Annotated in this window: 22 protein-coding genes; 12 read left to right on the top strand and 10 right to left on the bottom strand. The window is 50.8% G+C overall.

Features of this window, described 5'->3' with window-relative positions; genetic code table 11:
* The first annotated feature begins 99 nt into the window (after positions 1 to 99).
* On the top strand, positions 100 to 333 hold the full coding sequence (locus tag HMY34_RS10100) for a DUF6489 family protein (protein WP_202715368.1): 234 nt from the start codon (positions 100 to 102) through the stop codon (positions 331 to 333).
* Here the strand turns inward: HMY34_RS10100 and bioF are convergent.
* Complete coding sequence (gene bioF / locus HMY34_RS10095; protein WP_202715367.1) at positions 330 to 1,502, bottom strand: 8-amino-7-oxononanoate synthase; 1,173 nt, start codon at positions 1,500 to 1,502, stop codon at positions 330 to 332. The two genes, HMY34_RS10100 and bioF, sit on opposite strands and share 4 nt — an antisense overlap.
* Before the next feature lie 53 nt (positions 1,503 to 1,555).
* Positions 1,556 to 1,786: a sulfurtransferase TusA family protein gene (locus tag HMY34_RS10090; RefSeq protein WP_202715366.1), complete on the bottom strand. Its 231-nt coding sequence runs from the start codon at positions 1,784 to 1,786 to the stop codon at positions 1,556 to 1,558.
* Positions 1,787 to 1,912: 126 nt separating this feature from the next.
* Here HMY34_RS10090 and dapF point away from each other — a divergent pair, with 126 nt between their 5' ends.
* The 4 genes from dapF (at position 1,913) to HMY34_RS10070 (ending at position 5,792) form a co-directional block, all read left to right on the top strand.
* Positions 1,913 to 2,752 (top strand): diaminopimelate epimerase, encoded by an 840-nt coding sequence (gene dapF / locus HMY34_RS10085; protein WP_202715365.1) that lies wholly within the window; start codon positions 1,913 to 1,915, stop codon positions 2,750 to 2,752.
* Positions 2,749 to 3,468: a DUF484 family protein gene (locus tag HMY34_RS10080; RefSeq protein WP_202715364.1), complete on the top strand. Its 720-nt coding sequence runs from the start codon at positions 2,749 to 2,751 to the stop codon at positions 3,466 to 3,468. Before dapF ends, HMY34_RS10080 begins: the two co-directional genes overlap by 4 nt.
* Complete coding sequence (xerC, locus tag HMY34_RS10075) at positions 3,469 to 4,386, top strand: tyrosine recombinase XerC (protein WP_228287820.1); 918 nt, start codon at positions 3,469 to 3,471, stop codon at positions 4,384 to 4,386.
* A 197-nt stretch (positions 4,387 to 4,583) separates the two neighbouring features.
* Positions 4,584 to 5,792: an RNA-guided endonuclease InsQ/TnpB family protein gene (locus tag HMY34_RS10070; protein ID WP_202715363.1), complete on the top strand. Its 1,209-nt coding sequence runs from the start codon at positions 4,584 to 4,586 to the stop codon at positions 5,790 to 5,792.
* 24 nt (positions 5,793 to 5,816) lie between these two features.
* Here the strand turns inward: HMY34_RS10070 and HMY34_RS10065 are convergent, their stop codons facing one another.
* The 4 genes from HMY34_RS10065 to HMY34_RS10050 are packed head-to-tail and all read right to left on the bottom strand — an operon-like array spanning position 5,817 to position 8,125.
* Entirely contained in the window at positions 5,817 to 6,425 is a 609-nt protein-coding gene (locus tag HMY34_RS10065) for a hypothetical protein (RefSeq protein WP_202715362.1), read from the bottom strand.
* Positions 6,426 to 6,433: 8 nt separating this feature from the next.
* A complete protein-coding gene (locus HMY34_RS10060) occupies positions 6,434 to 6,775 on the bottom strand; it encodes a hypothetical protein (protein WP_202715361.1) in 342 nt (113 codons plus the stop codon).
* A 24-nt stretch (positions 6,776 to 6,799) separates the two neighbouring features.
* Positions 6,800 to 7,342: an ankyrin repeat domain-containing protein gene (locus HMY34_RS10055; RefSeq protein ID WP_202715360.1), complete on the bottom strand. Its 543-nt coding sequence runs from the start codon at positions 7,340 to 7,342 to the stop codon at positions 6,800 to 6,802.
* A complete protein-coding gene (locus HMY34_RS10050) occupies positions 7,343 to 8,125 on the bottom strand; it encodes an ATP-binding protein (RefSeq protein ID WP_202715359.1) in 783 nt (260 codons plus the stop codon).
* A 213-nt stretch (positions 8,126 to 8,338) separates the two neighbouring features.
* On the opposite strand from HMY34_RS10050, the gene HMY34_RS10045 reads away from it, so the two are divergent.
* The gene (locus tag HMY34_RS10045; RefSeq protein ID WP_202715358.1) at positions 8,339 to 9,757 is read left to right on the top strand and encodes a hypothetical protein; all 1,419 of its coding nucleotides are present in this window, start codon (positions 8,339 to 8,341) and stop codon (positions 9,755 to 9,757) included.
* On the opposite strand, the gene HMY34_RS10040 is transcribed toward HMY34_RS10045, so the two are convergent.
* Positions 9,754 to 10,497, bottom strand: a complete 744-nt coding sequence (locus tag HMY34_RS10040; protein WP_202715357.1) for a YdcF family protein — start codon at positions 10,495 to 10,497, stop codon at positions 9,754 to 9,756. The two genes, HMY34_RS10045 and HMY34_RS10040, sit on opposite strands and share 4 nt — an antisense overlap.
* Complete coding sequence (gene lipA, locus HMY34_RS10035; protein ID WP_202715356.1) at positions 10,494 to 11,444, bottom strand: lipoyl synthase; 951 nt, start codon at positions 11,442 to 11,444, stop codon at positions 10,494 to 10,496. The genes HMY34_RS10040 and lipA overlap by 4 nt, the downstream gene beginning before the upstream one ends.
* A 156-nt stretch (positions 11,445 to 11,600) precedes the next feature.
* Here lipA and HMY34_RS10030 point away from each other — a divergent pair, with 156 nt between their 5' ends.
* The 4 genes from HMY34_RS10030 to HMY34_RS10015 all read left to right on the top strand — a co-directional run bounded on the left by HMY34_RS10030 (position 11,601) and on the right by HMY34_RS10015 (position 16,406).
* The gene (locus HMY34_RS10030; RefSeq protein ID WP_202715355.1) at positions 11,601 to 13,652 is read left to right on the top strand and encodes a type I restriction-modification system subunit M; all 2,052 of its coding nucleotides are present in this window, start codon (positions 11,601 to 11,603) and stop codon (positions 13,650 to 13,652) included.
* 133 nt (positions 13,653 to 13,785) lie between these two features.
* Positions 13,786 to 14,802, top strand: a complete 1,017-nt coding sequence (locus tag HMY34_RS10025; RefSeq protein ID WP_202715354.1) for an Abi family protein — start codon at positions 13,786 to 13,788, stop codon at positions 14,800 to 14,802.
* 139 nt (positions 14,803 to 14,941) lie between these two features.
* A complete protein-coding gene (locus HMY34_RS10020) occupies positions 14,942 to 16,099 on the top strand; it encodes a restriction endonuclease subunit S (RefSeq protein ID WP_202715353.1) in 1,158 nt (385 codons plus the stop codon).
* Between the two features lie 55 nt (positions 16,100 to 16,154).
* The gene (locus HMY34_RS10015) at positions 16,155 to 16,406 is read left to right on the top strand and encodes a UPF0175 family protein (protein WP_202715352.1); all 252 of its coding nucleotides are present in this window, start codon (positions 16,155 to 16,157) and stop codon (positions 16,404 to 16,406) included.
* A 35-nt stretch (positions 16,407 to 16,441) separates the two neighbouring features.
* Here HMY34_RS10015 and HMY34_RS10010 read toward each other — a convergent pair whose 3' ends face one another.
* Both HMY34_RS10010 and HMY34_RS10005 read right to left on the bottom strand, forming a co-directional pair.
* Positions 16,442 to 16,678 (bottom strand): YlcI/YnfO family protein, encoded by a 237-nt coding sequence (locus HMY34_RS10010; protein ID WP_093065262.1) that lies wholly within the window; start codon positions 16,676 to 16,678, stop codon positions 16,442 to 16,444.
* Positions 16,675 to 17,106 carry a putative toxin-antitoxin system toxin component, PIN family gene (locus tag HMY34_RS10005; protein WP_202715351.1) on the bottom strand — a complete coding sequence of 144 codons (432 nt, stop codon included), beginning with the start codon at positions 17,104 to 17,106 and terminating at the stop codon, positions 16,675 to 16,677. Before HMY34_RS10005 ends, HMY34_RS10010 begins: the two co-directional genes overlap by 4 nt.
* A 139-nt stretch (positions 17,107 to 17,245) precedes the next feature.
* Here HMY34_RS10005 and HMY34_RS10000 point away from each other — a divergent pair, with 139 nt between their 5' ends.
* A complete protein-coding gene (locus HMY34_RS10000) occupies positions 17,246 to 17,911 on the top strand; it encodes a hypothetical protein (protein WP_202715350.1) in 666 nt (221 codons plus the stop codon).
* 15 nt (positions 17,912 to 17,926) lie between these two features.
* Complete coding sequence (locus HMY34_RS09995; protein WP_202715349.1) at positions 17,927 to 21,115, top strand: type I restriction endonuclease subunit R; 3,189 nt, start codon at positions 17,927 to 17,929, stop codon at positions 21,113 to 21,115.

Genomic DNA, 21,115 nt, shown 5'->3' with positions numbered 1-21,115 from the left:
GTTTCCTTTGCAAAGGTTTCAAGGATTATAGGCAATATCCACGCGATTAACGGATTTGTGGCAAACTGTGTGCATAGCAACAATACGAGGGAACCCGCTATGAATATTACCGTCAACGTCGAGATGACGCCCGAAGAATTGCGCCGCGTGATGGGCCTGCCCGATGTGCAAGCCTTCAATCAGGAAGTCATGGCACAAATGCTGAAGAAAATGCAGGAAGGCGCGGAAGGTTTCGACCCACTAACGTTTTTTAAACCGGGCGTCGCGGGCAATGCGGATGTGTTTAAGCAGTGGATGGAACTGTTTGGCAAATTTGGTGGCATGAAAAGCTAAGCTTTACCCAATGCATCCAGCAAACGTTCCACGTCTTCCACTGTGTGTGCCGCCGACAATGTAACCCGCAAGCGTGCGGTTTCGACGGGGACGGTGGGCGGGCGAATCGCTGTCACCAGAATTCCCCACGCTTCCAGCTTGCGACTGATGCTCAGCGCCTGTTCACTGCTGCCCACCAACATCGGCTGAATCGCGGTGTCAGACGGCATTAGCGGCAAGCCCAATTGCACCGCGCCCGTGCGAAACTGTTGAATCAGGCTGCGTAAATGTTCACGCCGCCAACTTTCGGTTGCTACCAATTGCAAGCTGACTAAGGTGGCAGCGGCAACAGCGGGCGGCTGAGCGGTGGTATAAATCCAGGTGCGCGCGGTTTGAATCAGGTATTCAATCAAATCATGGCTACCGGCGATGAATGCGCCTGCGGTGCCGAGTGCTTTACCCAAAGTGCCCATGAGAATCGGCACGTCGTCTTGATTCAAGCCAGCGGCTTCCACCAAACCTGCGCCAGTATTGCCCAATACGCCAAACCCGTGCGCATCATCCACCATCAGCCAAGCCTCATGCTGCTGCGCCATCAGCGCGAGTTTGGCAAGCGGAGCCACATCGCCATCCATACTGAAGACGCCATCGGTGAGAATCAGTTGGGTGGGTGTGTCACCTTCTTGTGCCAGCAAACGTTTGCCGAGGCTAGTGGTGTCATTGTGCGGGTAACGGATCAGTTTTGCGCCCGATAATAAGGCTGCATCGACCAGCGAGGCATGATTCAAACGGTCGGCATACACCACATCGTTGCGCCCGGTTAGCAGGGCATTGACTACGCCCAGATTTGCCATATAGCCGGTGGAAAATAGCAAGGCACGTTCCCGACCCGTGAAGGCGGCTAACGCTTCTTCCAATTGTTGATGCGGGCGCGAATGCCCATTGACCAAATGTGCCGCGCCACTGCCGACGCCGTAAGTATTGGCGGCTTGCTGAAACGCACGAATGACGGCGGGGTGATTTGCCAGCCCAAGGTAATCATTGCTGCAAAACGTGAGTAACGGTTTGCCATCAATATGGCGTTGGGGTTGTTGCGGAGAGTCCGCGACGCGCGTGCTGCGGTAAAGGTGCCGGGAACGGCGAAGATCGAGTTCTGAGCGGAGTTTGGTAAATTTGGAATCAGCAGGCATGGTGATGAGAGTACGTTACGCAGGGGCGAAACAGCTTCCGCCCCCACATGCCATTACCCTTTCTTGATCATGAAAGTGTAATCGCCGCCAGATTCGCTGGTGCTGACCATTTCGTTGCCAGTTTGCTTGCAAAAAGCTTCCATATCTTTGACAGAGCCTGGGTCAGTCGCGATGACCTTTAGGATTTCGCCAGCAGCCAAGCCGTTAATGGCTTTCTTGGTGCGTAAAATAGGCAGTGGGCAATTTAAGCCGCGCGCGTCGAGTTCTTGTTTAAAATCAGACATAGTTCCTCTCCTGATCTTGCGATTAATGTGATGCGATCCGAAAAATTGAGTCAGGTAACATATCATCAAAATTGCTGTATCGCTATATGTTTGTATACTAATGCTTTCGTTAATAGGAAATTCGGTATGGCTGGCGGCGAGCTTCATTTCACCAAAATGCACGGTTTAGGCAATGATTTTGTGGTGTTGGATGGCATTAATCAGCGGGTAGATTTAAGTACCGCGCAAATTCAGCACATTGCTGACCGCCATTTCGGGGTCGGGTGTGATCAATTATTGCTGGTGGAAGCCTACGCAGGCGCGGATGCGGAATTCCGTTACCGTATTTTCAATGCCGATGGCGGTGAGGTAGAACAATGTGGGAATGGGGCGCGTTGTTTTGCGCGTTTCGTGTATGATCAAGGTTTAACTCGCCAGACCACAATCCCGGTCATGACCGCCAGCGGGCGTATTGTGTTACACATTCAAACCGATGGGCAGGTAATGGTGAACATGGGCGTGCCGGTATTAGCGCCAGCACAAATACCGTTCGTTGCCGAGAGGCAGCAAACGCTTTATTCCGTGGATGTGGGTGGTGAAACCCTTGCGTTAGCCGCTGTGTCGATGGGCAATCCCCATGCTGTATTACAAGTGACGGCGGTGGATAGCGCTCCGGTAGCAAGCTTAGGTGCGTTGTTGGAAAGCCATCCGGCGTTTCCCAAACGGGTCAATGTCGGTTTTATGCAAGTGGTGGCGCGTGACCGTATCCGCTTACGGGTTTTCGAGCGCGGCTGTGGCGAAACGCTGGCGTGTGGCACGGGTGCTTGTGCTGCGGTGGTAGCCGGGCGCTTGCAAGGCTTATTGGATGAGCAAGTTAGCGTCAGCTTGCCCGGTGGCGAGTTGCGGATTCAGTGGCAAGGTGCAGGGCAGCCGGTAGCAATGACCGGCCCGGCAGTAACGGTATTCAGGGGAACACTTAACCTATGAACACAGCAGATGGACAGCACGATCACAGCATCAGTGCTGAGCAGGTAGCGGCTTGGTTGCGCCACCACCCCAATTTTTTTCGTGAGCATGAAGACGTGCTGGATGGTTTAAGCATTCCGCATTTGCATACCGGCGGGGCGGTGTCGCTGCTGGAACGTTTGGTGCAACGCCAGCGTGATCAGTACCGTGAATTGCAGGAACGCCAAAGTGACATGCTGAAAGCGGCGCGTGACAGCGAACATGTGATTGCCCGCTTGCACCATCTGGCGCTGGAACTCATGACCTGTGATAGCCTCGATGATGTGGTCGGAACTTGCAACCACATGCTGCGCGGTGATTTCAAAGCCGACAATGTGGTGTTACGCCTAATCGGGCATGGGCGCACGCGGAATGGCTTGCATTTCATTGACCCCGACGATAAATACCTCAAGCAACTGGCCACGCTGTTTCGTAAGCGCCAACCGGTGTGTGGGCGTTTGCGCCCGCGCCAGCAAATGTTTTTGTTTGGCGATGAGGGCGCATCCATTAAATCAGCGGTGTTGATTCCGTTGTTTGAGGCGCGTGAAATCGGCGTGCTGGCACTGGGTAGCGAAAACGAAGCCCGTTTTTATCCCGGCATGGGTACATTATTCATCGGGCAACTCGGCGGGCTGGTGGCACGCGCCTTAGCCCGTTATTTGGAACCACCCTTGCATACCGTCGAGATGGGGTCTTAAGTGGCATTAAATGAAGTGGTGGATGCGATTCTGGCGCGTTACCACCACCATTTGTTCAGTGAAAAACGCTATTCGCCGCGCACCGTCAGCAGTTACGAACACGATTTAAACGATTTCATTGCGTGGCTGGAACAACAGGCAGGCGCGGCGGAAACGCCCTCGCCGTTAACCATCCACACCGCGCAAGTACGCCAATGGATCAGTCACTTGCACCGCAAAGGCTTGTCGGGCAAAAGTTTGCAACGCAAGCTGTCTTCCATCCGGCGCTTTTACCGTTTTCTATTGCGTGAAAATCTGATAGAAAATAACCCAGTCGTGGATGTGCAATCGCCGAAACACGCCCGCAAATTGCCCGATACCTTGGATGCGGATACTTTGGAACGGCTGTTGAACATCGAGTCGGATGATATTTTAGCCGTGCGCGACAGTGCTTTGATGGAATTGCTGTATTCCTCTGGGTTGCGCTTGGCAGAACTGGTGGGGTTGGATGTCCACGATGTCGACCAACGCCAGCAGCAAGTGCGCGTAATCGGCAAAGGCAATAAAGAACGTTACATACCCGTTGGGCGCACGGCATTAACCGCCGTAGCCAAGTGGGTGCAGCAGCGGGTTACATTGGCGGCACACGGCGAACCGGCCTTGTTTGTCAGCAAACGCGGCACGCGCTTACACCCACGCAGTGTGCAATTTCGGTTGAATCACTGGCGTTTGCAACAAGGTTTGGAACAGCACGTCCACCCGCACAAATTGCGCCATTCCTTCGCCAGTCATGTGTTGGAATCGTCGGGGGATTTACGCGCGGTGCAAGAAATGCTGGGTCATGCTGACATTAGCAGCACCCAGATTTACACGCATTTGGATTTTCAGCACCTTGCTGCGGTGTATGACAAGGCGCACCCACGCGCCAAGAAAAAGTAACGCGCCCTGAACATCCTTGCAGCACCCTGAGCGGAGTCGAAGGGTTTGAAACAGTTACCATAAAATCTATCTAAATATATTCAAACTTTATCATTTTGGTTAGGTTTATAAAAGCGTAGTGCCGTTTATCCGTAAAAGATAGCAGCAAAAGCACGGATGACTAGACAACTATCACACCGTGCTGCATTCTGTTTGCCATGATCATCAGCCACAAAATCCGCCTTGACACCAACCATAAGCAAGCGACGTACTTGGCGAAAGCCGCAGGCACAGCGCGGTTTGCCTACAATTGGGCATTAGCGGAATGGCAAACCCAATACACGGCATGGAAGGAAGACAACACCCAGCCAAAACCCAACCAAATGCGCTTGCGCCGCCAATTGAACGCCATCAAACGCGAACAATTCCCCTGGATGCTGGAAGTCACCAAAAATGCCCCGCAAATGGCAATTATCCAACTCGGCGCAGCCTTCAAAAACTTCTTTGCGGGACGCACCCAGTACCCGCAATTCAAAAAGAAAGGCAAAAGCCGCGACAGTTTCACCCTCACCAATGACCAGTTTGCCATCGACGCTTGCCGCATCCGCATTCCCAATCTTGGGGTAGTACGGATGCGGGAAACGTTACGCTTTTCCGGTAAAATTCTCTCTGCCACGATTTCCCGCACCGCTGATCAGTGGTTCGCCAGCATCACCGTGGATACCATCTCAAACCACCTCCTGCCTGCCGAAAACCAAGGCGCAGTGGGGGTAGATTTGGGTGTATCCGCACTGGCAACGCTGTCAACGGGGGAAAAAGTGGTCGGGGCGAAGCCGCATAAAGCCTTGCTTTCCCGCCTAAAACGGCTCTCGCTCAGCCTGTCCCGCAAGGTCAAAAGCAGTGCCAACCGCCACAAGGCAAAACAAAAACTGGCAAAACTTCACGCACGCATCGCCAATATCCGCCAAGACAGTTTGCACCAACTCACCACGGATTTGACCCGCCGTTTTCACATCATCGGCATTGAAAACTTGAACGTATCGGGCATGGTGAAAAACCGTCATTTATCCCGTGCCATCAGTGACATGGGATTCTTCGAGTTCCGGCGGCAACTGGAATACAAGGCGGAAATGCGCGGTGCGTTGGTCGTGGTAGCTGATCGGTTTTTTGCTTCGAGCAAGACGTGTTCTGCTTCTGGCTGTGGGCATAAAGTGGAAAAGCTACCGCTGTCGGTGCGTGAATGGACTTGCCCTGACTGTCGTGCAGTTCATGACCGTGACATCAATGCCGCCAAAAATTTGAAAAAATATGCCGTGAGTTCCACGGTGTCTGCCTGTGGAGGGGAAGGCTCTGGCTCTCGGTGCAAACCGAAGGTGAAACCAGCCCCAATGAAGCAGGAATTTAACCGCAAACTTGACCTTGGTTAAGTTTGTATAAGTTTAAAGGAACGGCTAATCTTCCATCAGCCAAATGGAATGGATAGTGGCGGAAGAAGCCGCAATATTGGTAATCGCTTCACCGCTAGGGTAAACGCCTGCCGTGCCAGTGTTAGCGATCACTTGAAACACCATGGTTATTGGGGCGTTATTGAAGGTAGCAAATTCGCGCGATTCGATTTCCGTCCACTGAATTTCTTTCAAACCACCGAGCTTTTCACCCACGCTTTGCAGATTTTCCCCGACTTTTACCCCTTGTTCCGTAACGAAACGCGGGCTGAGGATGCGAATCAAATTGGCGGTATGGGTACTGCGATCCAGCATGATATTCATGAGGGCTTCGCCGTTCATTTTCAGCGTCATCCACTCGATACCGTCACCGTCTTGTTCGACCGCAGCATTGACACCCGGCATCGCTGCCGGAATGTCAGTGGACAACATCCCCAGTTGAATAGCACCGGCACTGGTGTCGGTAACGGGGTAATGGTCGAGCAATGTCTCAGTAACGGGGGCATTAGATTGCTGTTGCTTGGCAGGTTTTTGTGGGTCGGTATTATCCGACCCGCAACCGTTCAACAACAGGGATACTAATAACAAGCCAGTACTTAAGCGGGTGCGTAGCATGTTTGCTCTCAGGATGGGTTCTCAAAGAAAATATAGGAAGTCGAATAGTCACTGAACTCAAAGTAAACTTTCTTCTCACCGGCATCGGCAACACCGTTGAGATTAGCATCAAGAATACCATAACCAAAGCGGTAAGGACGGTCAGCGTTACTGCCCGTGCCTGCGGCAGTGGTTAATTTGTCAATTTTCATGAACCGTCTGACCAGTTTTTCACCGGCATACACTTCCAGCACACCGCTGACCCCGGTCCAGTTGTTGATTTCACGCCCGATTTTATTTTGGGTTTCTTGGGTACAAGCGCCCAGACCGAGTAGCACGGCGAGTGTTAAAAATACGGTTGTCAATTTCATATACTGTCCTCAATAAGCATTTAATCAGTAACCTAGGATACGTGCAGTACGCAGGTCGCCTTGATCCAGTGCCATTTGTACCGGAGTTTTCGCCGGAGTGCCAGTGGTAAGGGCTTTCGGGTCAGCGCCTTGTTGAATCAGGTAATTGGCAATATCGGCACGCCCAAAACGCGCCGCATGGTGTAACGGTGTCCAGCCCGTGGCGGTTGTCGCACTAATCACCGCGCCATTGCTGACCAACTGCATCACAGCCGGTAATACACCGGAGGCAACCGCCGCGTGCAATGCCGTTTCACCCGATGCGGTGGCAGTGCTAGGGTTTGCACCTTGCGCCAACAGGCTACGAATAGTGTCCGTATTGCCCGCTTGTGCCGCTTCCCACAGTTGCTTATTCAATGCATCCGCTGCGGGAACCACCGCTGCTTCAGCCGTTGCTGTTGCTGGAAGCGGCGTTGTGCTGGCTTCCGAGGGTGTTGCTTTGGTTTCTGACGTACTTGCGCAACCGTTGAGACCCAGCGCTAATAACGCTGTTCCCAGCAACACCGTGGAAAATTTCTGAGCGTGCATCTAATTTAAACCTGTTTGGCAATGGTTGAAGAAGTGCCGTGCCGTGCGCCCACTTTGACCGCCGCGTTCAGTCGCGAAAGCCATGGCTTCTTGGTGCAGCAATTCTGCATCTTGTACTCGACCTTTAAACAGTTTGTCCACAATCTCCAGATAAGTGTCTCGATTCATGGCGTGGAAAGGCAGCGACAAGCCAAAACGATCCGCCAGCGAGAGTTTGTCGTCAACGGCTTCACCGAGGTGGATTTCGCCGTTGACCATGCTGGTAGCCAAATTGTCGGACAGTTGCTCCGGCATCATGTGCCGCCGGTTGGAGGTGGCGTAAATCAGCACGTTTTCCGGCGGCTTTTCCAACGTGCCTTCCATCGTGCTTTTCAACATGCGGTATTCGCCTTGGCCTTCATCGAACGTCAGGTCATCGCAATAGATAATGAAACGGTGGTGGGAATCGACAATTTCATCGGTAATATCCACCAACACACTCAGATCGTCTTTGGAAATCTGAATCATGCGTAAGCCATACGTATGGTAACGGGTCAGCACGGCTTTAATCAGCGACGATTTGCCCACACCACGCGCTCCCCACAACAGCGCATGACTGGCGGGTTTGCCCCGTAAAAAATGTTCGGTATTGCGGAACAGCGCTTCTTTCTGCGCGTCGATGCCTTGCAAGGTATCGGGGTTCACCAAGTCAACATTCCTAATGGGTTTAAGGAAATGCCGGTTGGAACGCCACACCGCTGCCAGCGTACTACGCCAGTCAATCGTCAGTTTGCCAAAAGCCATTATAACTCCCTTCGATAATGAGCCTGTACGGATTGCCCTTCAAGTTTAGTCGTTTCCATCAAAATTTGCCGCTGCTTTGTGGAAATGTTGCGTGGCTTTATATTTTGCACAAGCGCTATCTATTTACGCCGAAGTGTGGTAAATACGCAACTTCTAACATTAGAAAATACTAATATTCAACACGCACCGCACGACGCGAGGAAGGTTTGCTGTATGAAACAAGCTGTTAAGCACCCGCCTGAACACAGTTTCAAGCTTAAAGCGCTGAGTTTTTTGATTGGTTTGGTCATTGTCTTTTTGACCGCCGCCAATGGGATTTTTACCTATTCTGGGGCGTATTTGTATCTGGAAGAACAGGTATACGCCATTTTGTTTGCCGCCGCCGTACAATTTGCGATTGCGATTGCGCTATTAGCCCTGCCGTATGTGCACGGGATCGGCAAATTGTCATTGATCGTGGTGTATGCCGCCGCGTTGCTCTTATCCAGCTTGAGCGCGTATACCTACATTTATAATAGCAGTTTGCCGGGGTATAACACCGCCCAAACCGTGGATACGGGCTTGAAAGCCACCCTCACCACCAACCTGAGTGATGTACTCGCCGTCGAGCAACAATTTTTGCGTGATGCCGATGCCAAGGTCGCGGAAACCCAACGCTTGGTGGAGGAAGAAGCCAAGAATGGCGGGCGTTCGGGTTTAGGGCCGGGCAAAGGTGCTAATTATTACGCCAAAGTGGATGCGCACGAACAAGCGCTTACGGCACAAGCCACTGCCCAGCAAAACTTTACCGCGATGCGCGAACAACTTACCCGCGTGAATCAGCAATTAGCCACCGTCAGTGATGAAGCCTTGCGCGACAGTTTACTGGTGGAAGTTGCCAAACTACGCGCCCTGACCAATGCCGATGGCAGCCGTACCGCGCTGACTCAGTTGCTCAAGCAAGATTTGGGCGACGTGCAAAATCCGGTGGAAAAAGCACTGGCAACCCTGATTACCCCTGACAATTATTCCATCAGCGTCATCGTAGGAATTATTTGGGCGGCGGTGTTTGACTTGGTGGCGCTGTTTTTGGGGATTGTGCGTTATTACTTGCTCAGCCCCGGCAAGCCGATTTTCCAGAGCATTTACGATGGCTTATTGGGTATTGCGGTGTTTTTCATGAAGTTGTTCAACCTGCGCAAAGAAGCCGCTTTCCAATTCAATCAAGCGCCGGGTTATCAGCAACACAAGCATGAAATTCCGCTGAATTCGCCGGAAATGCAAACCTTTGCGACCCGTTTATTGGTGGGCAGCCAGATGGCATCCCCCGATGACGCCGACCCTGCTGAACCGTTACGCACTTTAATCAGCCACATTCAGCCGCTGCATATGGAAGGTGAAGCACAGCAAGTGGGAATTCCATTTACCGTGGTGGAACAAGAGTCACGCCTGAAAACCTTGCTGGCGATGCTGATTCAAAGCGGGGTGCTATTGCATCGGCGCGAAGCGGAATGTTATGTGCTGAATCCGGCGGAAAACATGGCGCAAAAGGTCATGGTGTTCATCCGCATGGGGATGCGTAACAGCCCGGACAGTTTGCTCTCACCCGCCGCGTTTTTGCTCAGCCCGGAACAGCGTCAAGCCTTGGCTTAATGCTTCAACTCATACGCCAGCAGCCCCAGCCATTCGTGCAGGGCTGTTTGGCTGCGAGCCAGCGCATTGGCTTGCGGAATCCACCACAACCATTCATGCCGCCAGAAATTGCTTGAGCCGTAACTGAGGGAAGCCGGAAAATACTGCACTTGCCGCTCCGCAAACACCTGCATGGCACGCGGCATGTGCCATGCGTGCGTCACGACCCACGCGGAACGAATCCCCGCATCTGTCAGTATTTGATCAGTGAACGCCGCATTTTCCCAAGTGGTGTGGCTTTGGTTTTCCTGCCAACGCAACGGCACTTGAAAGGTATTTTCCAGCACCTCGCGCATAAAACTCACATCTTGATCACTGCCAGAGAGCAACAGCGGCAAGCCGGTCTTGCGGTGCAAATGCGCGGCATAATTGAGGCGTTCCAACTCGGTGCTGGCACTCATGCGTCCCCCGTATTCGCTGGCTTCAAGATTGCGTTCTGCCCCCAGAATCACAATCGCTTCCGGCAAGGGCGCTTGTAACCACAATTCGGGAACAGGCAGGTATTGCTGTTCCAAACCCACCATGAGCTTTTCAGCAACCACCGGCAAACTCAACACCACCGTTTGTAAAATGCCAGTGAATAACACGGTCAGCATTGCGCCACGCCAGCGGTAGAGCAGCAGCGCCAACAATACAAACACCACCAAGTTGCCGGGCGGCAATAGCAAAAATTCCAGCGTGCGGCTGGTGACAACGTTCATGCGCCGCTAAATGTACCGGCGGCTTGCTGATCCGCATGGTAAGACGAGCGTACCATCGGCCCGCTGGCAACCTTGGTGAAACCCATTGCCGTGGCAATGTCGGCAAGTTCCGCGAATTCATCCGGGGTAACAAAGCGATCTACCGGCAAATGGTGACGGCTGGGCTGCAAGTATTGCCCCAAGGTCAGCATGTCACAGTCATGGGCGCGTAGGTCTTTCAAGGTTTCAATGACTTCTTCCTTGGTTTCGCCTAAACCGAGCATTAAGCCGGACTTGCTGGGGATGTGCGGAAACAGGCGTTTGAATTCCTTGATCAAATTCAGCGAGTATTGGTAATCCGCACCGGGGCGTGATTGTTTGTACAAACGCGGCACGGTTTCCATATTGTGGTTAAACACATCCGGCGGGGCTGTTTCGAGGATTTGCAGGGCAATCTCCATACGCCCACGAAAATCGGGAGTGAGGATTTCGATCTTGAGCGCTGGGTTCAATTCGCGGGCTTTCTGGATGCATTGAACGAAATGTTCCGCACCACCGTCACGCAAATCGTCGCGGTCAACCGAGGTGATCACCACGTATTTTAAGCTCATCGCACGGATGGTTTCCGCCATATTCAGCGGTTCATCGGCATCCAACGGCAGCGGTTTGCCGTGGGATACGTCGCAGAAGGGGCAACGCCGGGTGCAAATATCGCCCATGATCATAAAGGTTGCCGTGCCGTGGGTGAAGCATTCGCCAAGGTTGGGGCAGGCGGCTTCTTCACATACCGTATGCAGTTTTTGCTCGCGCAAGATCGCTTTGAGGCGTTTGACTTCCGGGGTGGTCGGCGCTTTGGCTTTGATCCATGCCGGTTTGCGGCGGAATTCGGTGGTTGGTTCAATCTTGATGGGGATACGGGCTACTTTGTCAGCGCCACGTTCTTTATGACCGGGTTCTTTACGTTCCATAAGGTCTGCGTGTCTCGTTTGGTGGATTGTCGACACATTTTGACATTCTCATCAGCGTAAAGAAAGCAGCAATACTTTTTACTTAATTGCAGTCAGACCAGTTATACCCCGTGTGTTAAACTGGTGCGCTTTATGCGCCAAGGCTTTCCTGCTGCTATGTCTGACAACCAAAACCCCAATGCCGAATTCATTTGGTCAGTCGCTGACCTATTGCGCGGTGATTTCAAACGTTCGCAATACGGGCGCATTATTTTGCCCTTCACCTTGTTGCGGCGCATGGAATGTGTGCTTGCACCTACCAAACAAGCGGTGTTGGACTTGCATCAGGCAATGGGAGAAAACGCGCTAGAAATATTGTTGCTTACCGCAGCCAAGCAAGCGTTTTACAACACTTCCAGCATGACGCTTGGCAAACTGGGGGAACGCGGCACACTCGACAATCTGAACCACTACCTCAAAAGCTTTTCGGCAAACGCTTACCAGATTTTCGACTATTTCAACTTTGCCGAATTTGCCGCGCAACTGAACGATGCCGACCTGTTGTATCAGGTGGTGAACAAATTTCGGGAGATGGATTTAAGCCCGCAAACACTTTCCAACCACGACATGGGCTTGATGTTTGAGGAGCTGATCCGGCGGTTTGCGGAATCCTCCAATGAAACGGCAGGGGAACACTTCACCCCGCGTGACATTGTGCGCCTGACCACTGCCTTGGTGATTATGGAAGATGACAAGGTAAACGGGCAAAGCAAAGGCATTATCCGCACCATTTACGACCCGACAGCGGGGACAGGCGGCTTCCTTTCCAGCGGTTCGGAATACATCCACAGCATTCATCCCACCGCCTCCATCAAGGTATTTGGGCAGGAACTCAACCCCGAATCCTACGCCATCTGCAAAGGCGATATGCTGATCAAGGGGCAGGAGATTGAAAACCTCAAGCTGGGTAATACGCTATCCAACGACCAGCTCCCCAACCAACGGTTTGACTACATGCTATCCAACCCGCCGTTTGGGGTGGACTGGAAAAAAGTCGAAAAAGTCATCAAGGACGAACACGAACTCAAAGGCATGATGGGGCGGTTTGGGGCTGGCTTGCCGCGTGTCTCCGATGGTTCATTGCTGTTTTTGATGCACTTGCTCGCCAAAATGCACCCACAAGACGGTGAAACTTCGCGTATCGGCATTATCCTCAACGGTTCACCGCTGTTTACCGGCGGTGCGGGGTCGGGTGAAAGCGAAATCCGCCGTTATGTGCTGGAAAACGATTTGCTGGAAGGCATTATCGCCCTGCCTAACGATATGTTTTACAACACCGGCATTGCCACTTACATCTGGATACTCAGCAACCACAAAATCGCGGAACGCAAAGACAAAGTGCTGCTGGTGGATGCGACCAACGATTACAACAAAATGCGCAAATCCTTGGGTAACAAGCGCAATGTGTTGAGCGAAGAACAGATAAACACGCTGGTACGGCTGTACGATGCGTTCACCCCCAGCGCAAAAGCCAAAATCTTTGCCACCACCGCGTTTGGCTATCGGCGCATCACCGTAGAACGCCCGTTGCGGCTATCGGTGCAATTCACCGCTGCAAAAGTTGCCAACCTGCGCACCGCAGAAATCCCCCCTAAACTGGCAGCCAAACACCTGCTGTTCATCGCTAAGGTGGAACAACTGCATGACGCTATCGGGGAAACCCAATACGACGACTTCAACGCCTTTGAACCGTTACTGAAAGCCGCCTGTAAAAAGTGCGACATCAAGCTGGATGCGTGGGAACGCAAGCAACTATTGGATGCGATAACGTGGAAAAATCCCACCGCTGAAAAGGTCATCAAAAAGCTGTACGAAGAAGTCGAATTATCCAAGCTGTACGGCTTCTACGACTACAGCGGCAAGGGCAGTTACAATTTTGTCGAATACGAAGCCGACAGCGATTTGCGCGACTACGAAAACGTCCCCTTGTGCGAAGACATCGAAACCTATTTCCAGCGTGAAGTGTTGCCACACGTACCGGAGGCGTGGATCGACAGCACCAAGCGCGATGCCAAGGACAAGCAAATCGGCATTATCGGCTATGAAATCCCCTTCAACCGCCATTTTTACCAGTACAGCCCGCCGCGTGCGCTGGAAGCGATTGATGCTGATTTAGCCACAGTGAGTGACGAAATCATGGCGATGCTAAAGGAGATAGGGGCGAAATAATGGCATTGACGAATATAATCCTAACCTCTATGATTGGGCGTAATACACCCGCCATGCCTCTACACTTCGGTGCAAGCACAAATCGAGCGGGTTTTTTTATGCCTGAAAGTTATGCCAACCTTCAGGTATCTTAATGAAAACATTCAATAAACCTGCACTGCCTGTAGCAAATCAACTAGCTTTGTTGCGTGAGCGTGGCTTAACTATTCGGAATGAAGTCAGAGCTGAACGCTACCTCGAAGTCATCAGTTCTTTCCGTCTTTCCCCTTACATGCGCCCGTTTCAGGATGCAAATTGCGAAAATCACACTTTTCATCCGGGAAGTGAATTCAAGCAAATCGTCGACCTGTATGCTTTCGACAGAGAGCTACGCCTATTTGTCATGGATGCTATCGAACGGGTTGAGGTAGCGACACGTGCAGCCATCAACAACCACATGGCAGTTCAATATGGGGCACACTGGTTTATGAATGAATGTAACTTCGGTCAATATTACAGGCATGACTTACTTATTGATGAAATACAAAGAAAAATTGATGATGAAAAAGAGAATCTAAATCGTGACATTATTGCTATCGAAAGAAAAACCACAAATGAAACTCTCAGGCAGCAACAGATTGAAAATCGTACCCGTGACAATTATTTTCGTTTTTACGCACATTGTTACGATTCTCCGGCTTTACCACCAGGATGGGCAATAGTAGAAATATTAAGCCTTGGTGCATTATCAAGGTTATTTCGTGGGCTTGCCAAAGACAATGACCGCAAAGAAATAGCTAAACAGTTTGATATTCCTCATGAAATTTTGCAATCATGGCTACATACACTTACATTTGTCCGTAATCTTTGCGCTCATCATTCAAGACTTTGGAATAGAGAAATATCCATTCTCCCAAGATTACCAAGAAGTCCAAATTGGCAACTACCACCGCGCCTTGTGCCTTCTCAAGTGCAACCTATGCGACGTGTATACGTTGTGCTGTTAATACTCAGTCACCTGATGGAACAGGTAAGCCCTGATAGTGAATGGCGGATACGTTTTCGCAAATTGCTGAAAGATCACCCTGAAACCAACCTAACCATGATGGGTTTCCCCTCCGATTGGGAACAGCATCCCCTATGGAAAATAGCAGGTTCATCCCATGCCTAACTACCGCCCCTATCCCGACTACCAACCCTCCGGCATCGACTGGCTCGGCGACATCCCCACCCACTGGAAAGCCAAACGCCTCAAATACGGTTTTCAGCTTCTCACGGAAAAAGCGGTAGAAAAAGAAAATCCCGTTGGTTTGGAAAATATCGAAGGGTGGTCTGGTCAGTTTATTGAAACAGAAAGTGAGTTTCAGGGTGACGGTATTGCCTTTCAGAAAGGCGACATACTCTTTGGAAAATTACGCCCGTATCTTGCCAAGGTCTATTTAGCTGACTTTCAGGGTGAAGCAGTTGGGGATTTTCACGTTATGCGTCCAACCTCTGATATGGTCGGGAAATTTGCGCTTTATCAGTGCTTAAATAAAGATTTCATCACAACGGTTGATAGCTCAACCTATGGCGCAAAAATGCCACGGGTTAGCTGGGAATATATGGCAAATATGCTATTTGCTTTTCCATCATTTGATGAACAACAGCAAATCGCCGCTTTCCTCGACCGCGAAACCGTCAAAATCGACCAACTGATTGCCAAGCAACAGCAGCTTATCGAATTGCTCAAGGAAAAACGCCAAGCCGTCATCAGCCATGCCGTCACCAAGGGGCTGAATCCTGATGTAAAAATGAATCCATCCGGCGTGGAGTGGCTGGGGGATGTGCCGGAGCATTGGACGATTGCACAACTAAAACTGTTCACCACCTTGATGCAAACGGGACCATTTGGCAGTCAACTACACGCCGAAGATTACACTGAAGAGGGTGTTCCTGTTATTAATCCTGCACATATCACCCCAGATAGAACGCTTTCACCCGATCCTCTAGTATCCGTCACTCAAAACACTGCATCAAGATTAGAACGCCACCAACTAAACACAGGTGATTTGATTCTCGGCAGACGGGGTGAATTAGGGCGTTGCGCGGTAATCCATCAAGAACAAGCTGGCTGGATATGCGGCACAGGCAGTTTAAAAATCACGGTAAAACTTTCACTGAATCCAGAATACACCGCTTATTTAATCAGTAGCGAAGGGGTGAGAGCAGAGTTATCCCTAGCATCCAAAGGCTCAACGATGGATAACCTTAATACAGAAATACTTGGCAGCATTCGTATTCCCATTCCTCCCGTTCATGAACAACAAACAATTCTGGAAAACATTTCAAACCAAAAAGAAAAGTACCATCGGTTATTGGAAAAGGCGCAGCGGCAGATTGGGTTGTTGCGGGAGCGGCGGGCGGCGCTGATTTCGGCGGCAGTGACGGGGAAGATTGATGTGCGGGAGGTGGCATTGCTTGCCTAGCCAGATATTGCCACCTACTATAACCCTTGAGCCAAACGTCTACGGAGTGATACCCATGCACGCTTTATCCATCCCCTACGCTGATGATCTGCTGATCACATCCGGCAAACCAATCAAAGAGTTAGAAGAAGAATTACGCTTCCTGCTCGCACTCAAATTGTTTGAACTGCACCGCCTGACCTTGGGCAAAGCCGCCGAATTCTGCGGCATGGAAAAACTGCGGTTCATGTTTGAAGTCGGACGGCTAAAAATCCCCGTCATGAATCTGGACGATGACCAAATTGCCGATGAGTTAAGCGATGACTAAAGATGTCGGGCTGAAGCCCGACCTACAATCCAGCATTACAAACGATCAAACGCCTCTGGCTCAACATCCGGCACAGCACGCATAACCTTGAGAAAATCCGCGCGTGAGGCTTGAGCCGCTTCTTGCGCCAGATAATTCTTGGTCAGCAAGGCAGACATCTTTTCAGCAGCAGCCGTCACCAAAAATTGATTGATGGATACACCATCCGCCTTTGCCAGCTCTTTAATCTTCTCATGCAAGGATTGGGGTAAACGTAACGTCAGTGTAGTCATGATGTTTTACCTTTTAATAATTCAAGAAAACGCCCCGGTGTAATCGCTTCGATCCCAAAGGTATCAATATTGGCAAAATCACGGAGGTTGTGTGTAACGATGTAACGGCTAGAAGAGGCAACCGCTAGTTCCAGTACCATGTCGTCTTTTGGATCACTTAACCACGGTCGCCATAAAAAGAAAATGTCGTGATGGCTAGTGATTCCGCAGATGTAACGCAAAAACTGGAGAATTTCCGCTTTGCTGCTTGCCCCGGTCATGTGTTCGTCGCGGGTCAGCACATCCTGATATTCGGTATACAAGGGTACAGACAACGCCACCTGAAAATACTCCAACGGTAATTGTGAAACAAGCGCGTAAGAAGCCCCTTTACTGGAGCGTAACGCCGACAACATCACATTCGTATCAATCACAATTCGTGTTTTCATGGTGTCATATATACAACCATTTGTAGCAATCTGGCAAGCATCTTGGGGCAAAGCGCGAAAAGATCAGCCCAATGAATAGTGACGGGTACTACTGATCTGCGTAATATACTCACACATTAATCAAATATTGGGGCTATCAATGGGCAGTGAGTTTTTGATCAGACCGAACGAATCCGCCAAAACCATCGAAATTCCCGTCAGGATACGCAAAGGTAACAAAATTGAATTTTTCTACAGCGACCACCTGCCAAACATTCAGGAAGGCACTCTTGCCCGTCTGATTATTCCAGCCCATGCAGTACAAGAAAAAGACAAACGCCTGTTGCTCTCTTCGGAAAAAATAGTGGAACTCTTGCCAACCAACAGTGTGCTGTTCACCGAAGTAACTATCGAGAAATGGGATGATATTCACCCCGAAATTTGTCAGAAAATTCAAGCAACATCGGCAAGGTTTGAGAAATCCGAGAACACTTGTGGCAAGCAATTTTTTCACGGCAGACTGGGATTCATTGAGGTCATCCTACAAGCTCCTCTGAATCTGATCCTGCGCGGCACAAAGCAAGCCAAGCTGAAAAACTGCCAATGTTACATACCGTTGCTGGATAAAACGGTGGGTAGCCTTAATCAAGCCTACTATCAAATTTCACAAGCAATCGAAGTCCATCGTGCCTCACACGGTGGCTCTGTCTTCGACCACATGTATTACAGTGATGGAAAAGACTGCATCAGCTTAGATGTCTTGCGTAAAACCAAGGAAGCAGAGGAAGAACAGGAACGCTTCATCAATAAGCAGAATACAAACTAACAGGCGAACTATTTCATGAGCAACAGCGGCGAAAAAGCCTTTCAAAATGACATCCTGCAAGCCCTGCTTGCCAATGGCTGGAAACCCGGTAAATCCGCTGCTTATGACCGCGAACGCGCTTTATACCCCGAAGATTTGCTCGGTTTCGTGCAAGAATCGCAACCCGAACAATGGGCGAAATTCGTTAAACTCAACCCCAAAGACCCCGATACGGCTTTTCTGAACGCGGTTGAAAAACAGCTTACCAAAGCCGACCCCAACGCCACCCACAAGGATTTACGCCGCTACGGAACGCTAGGCGTATTACGCAATGAACTGAAACTCCCCGGTGCGCGTTTCCGCCTCTGCCAATTCATGCCCGACCACACCCTCAATGAAGAAACGTTAAGCCGTTACCAAAAAAATCGCCTGCGCGTGGTGGATGAACTGGTGTATTCACCGCACGGCTACAAGGGGCGGTTTGATTTTGCCTTATTCCTGAATGGCATTCCCGTTGCCACCATTGAAATGAAATCCGTCTTCAAGCAACCGCTGGACTATGCCTTGTTGCAATACCAGCAAGACCGCCCACCGCTTGACCCCAAAACCAAAAAGCCCGAACCCTTGCTGACCTTCAAACGTGGCGCATTGGTGCATTTCGTCGTACATCAATACGAAGTCAAAATGACCACGCGCTTGCAAGGCGCAAACACCTATTTCCTGCCCTTCAACAAAGGCACAAAAGACGGCGGTGCGGGCAACGATGTGCCGGAAAACGGCGATTACACTACCGCCTATTTGTGGCAAGAAATTCTGCTACCCGCTAACTTCCTCAAAATCATCGGGCGTTACCTGCATCTTAAGGTGGAAGATGCCGAAGACTGGCAAGGTCGTCGTTACACCAAAGAAAGCATGATTTTCCCGCGCTACCATCAGTGGAAAGTGGTGGAACGGCTAACTCATGAAGCACGAACCCACGGGGCGGGGCAACGTTATCTTATTCAGCACAGTGCTGGTTCAGGTAAATCCAATTCCATTGCGTGGGTAGCGCACCAACTGGCAACGCTGTACGACGCGAAGGGCGACAAGCAATTCCAATCGGTTATTGTGGTAACAGACCGCACAGTGCTGGATGACCAATTGCAAGACACCATTTATCAATTTGAACACGCTGAAGGCGTAGTCGGGCGCATCAACCGCAAAGAAGGGCAAGGCTCGAAATCGGCAAAACTAGCCGATGCGCTGGAAACAACCCAACCGATCATCATTGTCACCATCCAAACCTTCCCGTTTGTGCTGGATGAAATCCGCAGCCGCGCCACCCTCAAAACCCACCGTTATGCCATCATTGCCGACGAAGCGCATTCCTCACAAACCCAAGGCACAGCACACAAATTGCGTGAAGTGTTGCTCTCCGAAGCGCTAGAAGAAGAAAATACCCTCTCCACAGAGGACGTGATGAATCTGTCATTGGAAGCACGCTACGGTATAGAAAATCTTAGTTACTTTGCCTTCACAGCTACCCCGAAAGCCAAAACATTGGAAATCTTCGGCACATACCCGCATCCTGATGAACCACCCAGCGACAGCAATCTACCGGAAGCCTTCGACACCTACACCATGCGCCAAGCGATTGAGGAAGGCTTTATCCTCGATGTCCTCAAAAATTACACCACCTACGACAATGCGCAAAAACTGGCACATTTGCAGCCCTATGACCCAGACGAAGTAGACAAAAAGCAGGCGATGAAGGAAGGGCGCGAATGGGTCAACCTGCACCCCACTAATATCACGCAAAAGGTTAAAGTGATCGTCGAACACTTCAAAACCAATGTCATGCACTTACTGGATGGGCAAGCCAAAGCCATGCTTGTCACCAGTTCGCGTAAAAGTGCGGTGCGTTTCAAGCTGGCATTTGACCGCTACGTGCAAGACAAAGGCTACGACAAATTACACGCAATGGTGGCGTTTTCCGGCGAAGTCAACGACCCTCCAAGCGGCGACCAAGCCTTTACCGAAATCAATATGAACCCGTTGCTGCGCGGGCGTGATATGCGTGAAGCCTTCGATAAAGCGGATTATCAGGTGATGATTGTCGCCAACAAATTCCAGACGGGCTTTGACCAACCCAAACTGTGCGCCATGTATGTGGATAAAAAGCTGGGCGACATTGATTGTGTGCAAACCCTGTCGCGCCTCAACCGCACTTACCCCGGCAAACGCGCTGAAAATGTCTACGTGCTGGATTTCGTCAATGAGCCGGAAGATATTCTCACGGCTTTCCGCCAATACTATAAAACAGCAGAATTGGCAGGCGTTTCTGACCCCAAAGTAGTGACCGAACTCTTCAGCAAATTGCGCCATGACAACAGCCTGATTCGCTGGAGTGAAGTGGAAACCTTCGTCGTCGCGTGGTGTGACAGAACCGAAAAAGGCTCAAAGAAACTCAGCAATGCCTGTAAACCGGCGGTTGACCGTTGGTTAGCACAATACCGTTCTGCCCGTGCTGCCCAAAAAGAGGCTGAAAACGTCCTGAAACACGCTAAAGCCAGTGGCAACAGCATCTTAATTGGCAACGCCGAACGTAGCGTCAAACAGTGCAGACTGGAAACCAGCCGCCTCGAAAACTTCAAAAGCAATCTGGGTAAATACGTGCGGGCGTATGAATTCCTTTCGCAAATCATCGACTACGACGATATGGAACTGGAAAAATTCATGTTGTATGCCCGCCATTTACAAAACCTGCTAACGCTGGACAATGCCGACCGCGAAGTGATCGACTGGACAGACGTAGCCATGAGCCATTACCGCTTGTCCGAGATCAGCCGCCAACACCTGAATCTGGCAGATGACAAAGGCGACTACGATGTGAAATTACGCCCCATGACCGATTCCGGTTCTGCGGGTGTACGTGACAAAGAAACCGAATTACTCACCGAAACCGTCGAACGCCTGAACCTGATGTTTGGTGCGGGTAAGTTGAGTGATAAAGATTTGCTGAACTATGCCAATGCCATTAAGGACAAGTTGCTTGAAAATGAGCGCATTATGGATCAGGTGCGCAACAACCCAGCGGATCGGGTGATGTTGGGCGATTTCCCCAAAGCCGTGGATGCTGCGGTGATTGAGGCGGGCAACGTGCATCAGGAAATGATGATGACCTATTTGAAAAATCCGGCGACACGCGAACAATTTATGCGGTTTTTGTTGGATGGAATGGTTTAG

It is taken from the genome of Thiothrix subterranea, from assembly GCF_016772315.1.
GTDB classification, from domain to species: Bacteria; Pseudomonadota; Gammaproteobacteria; order Thiotrichales; family Thiotrichaceae; genus Thiothrix; species Thiothrix subterranea.
The sequence above is the reverse complement of the archived record's forward strand: the minus strand, read 5'-3'. Positions and strand labels throughout refer to the sequence as shown.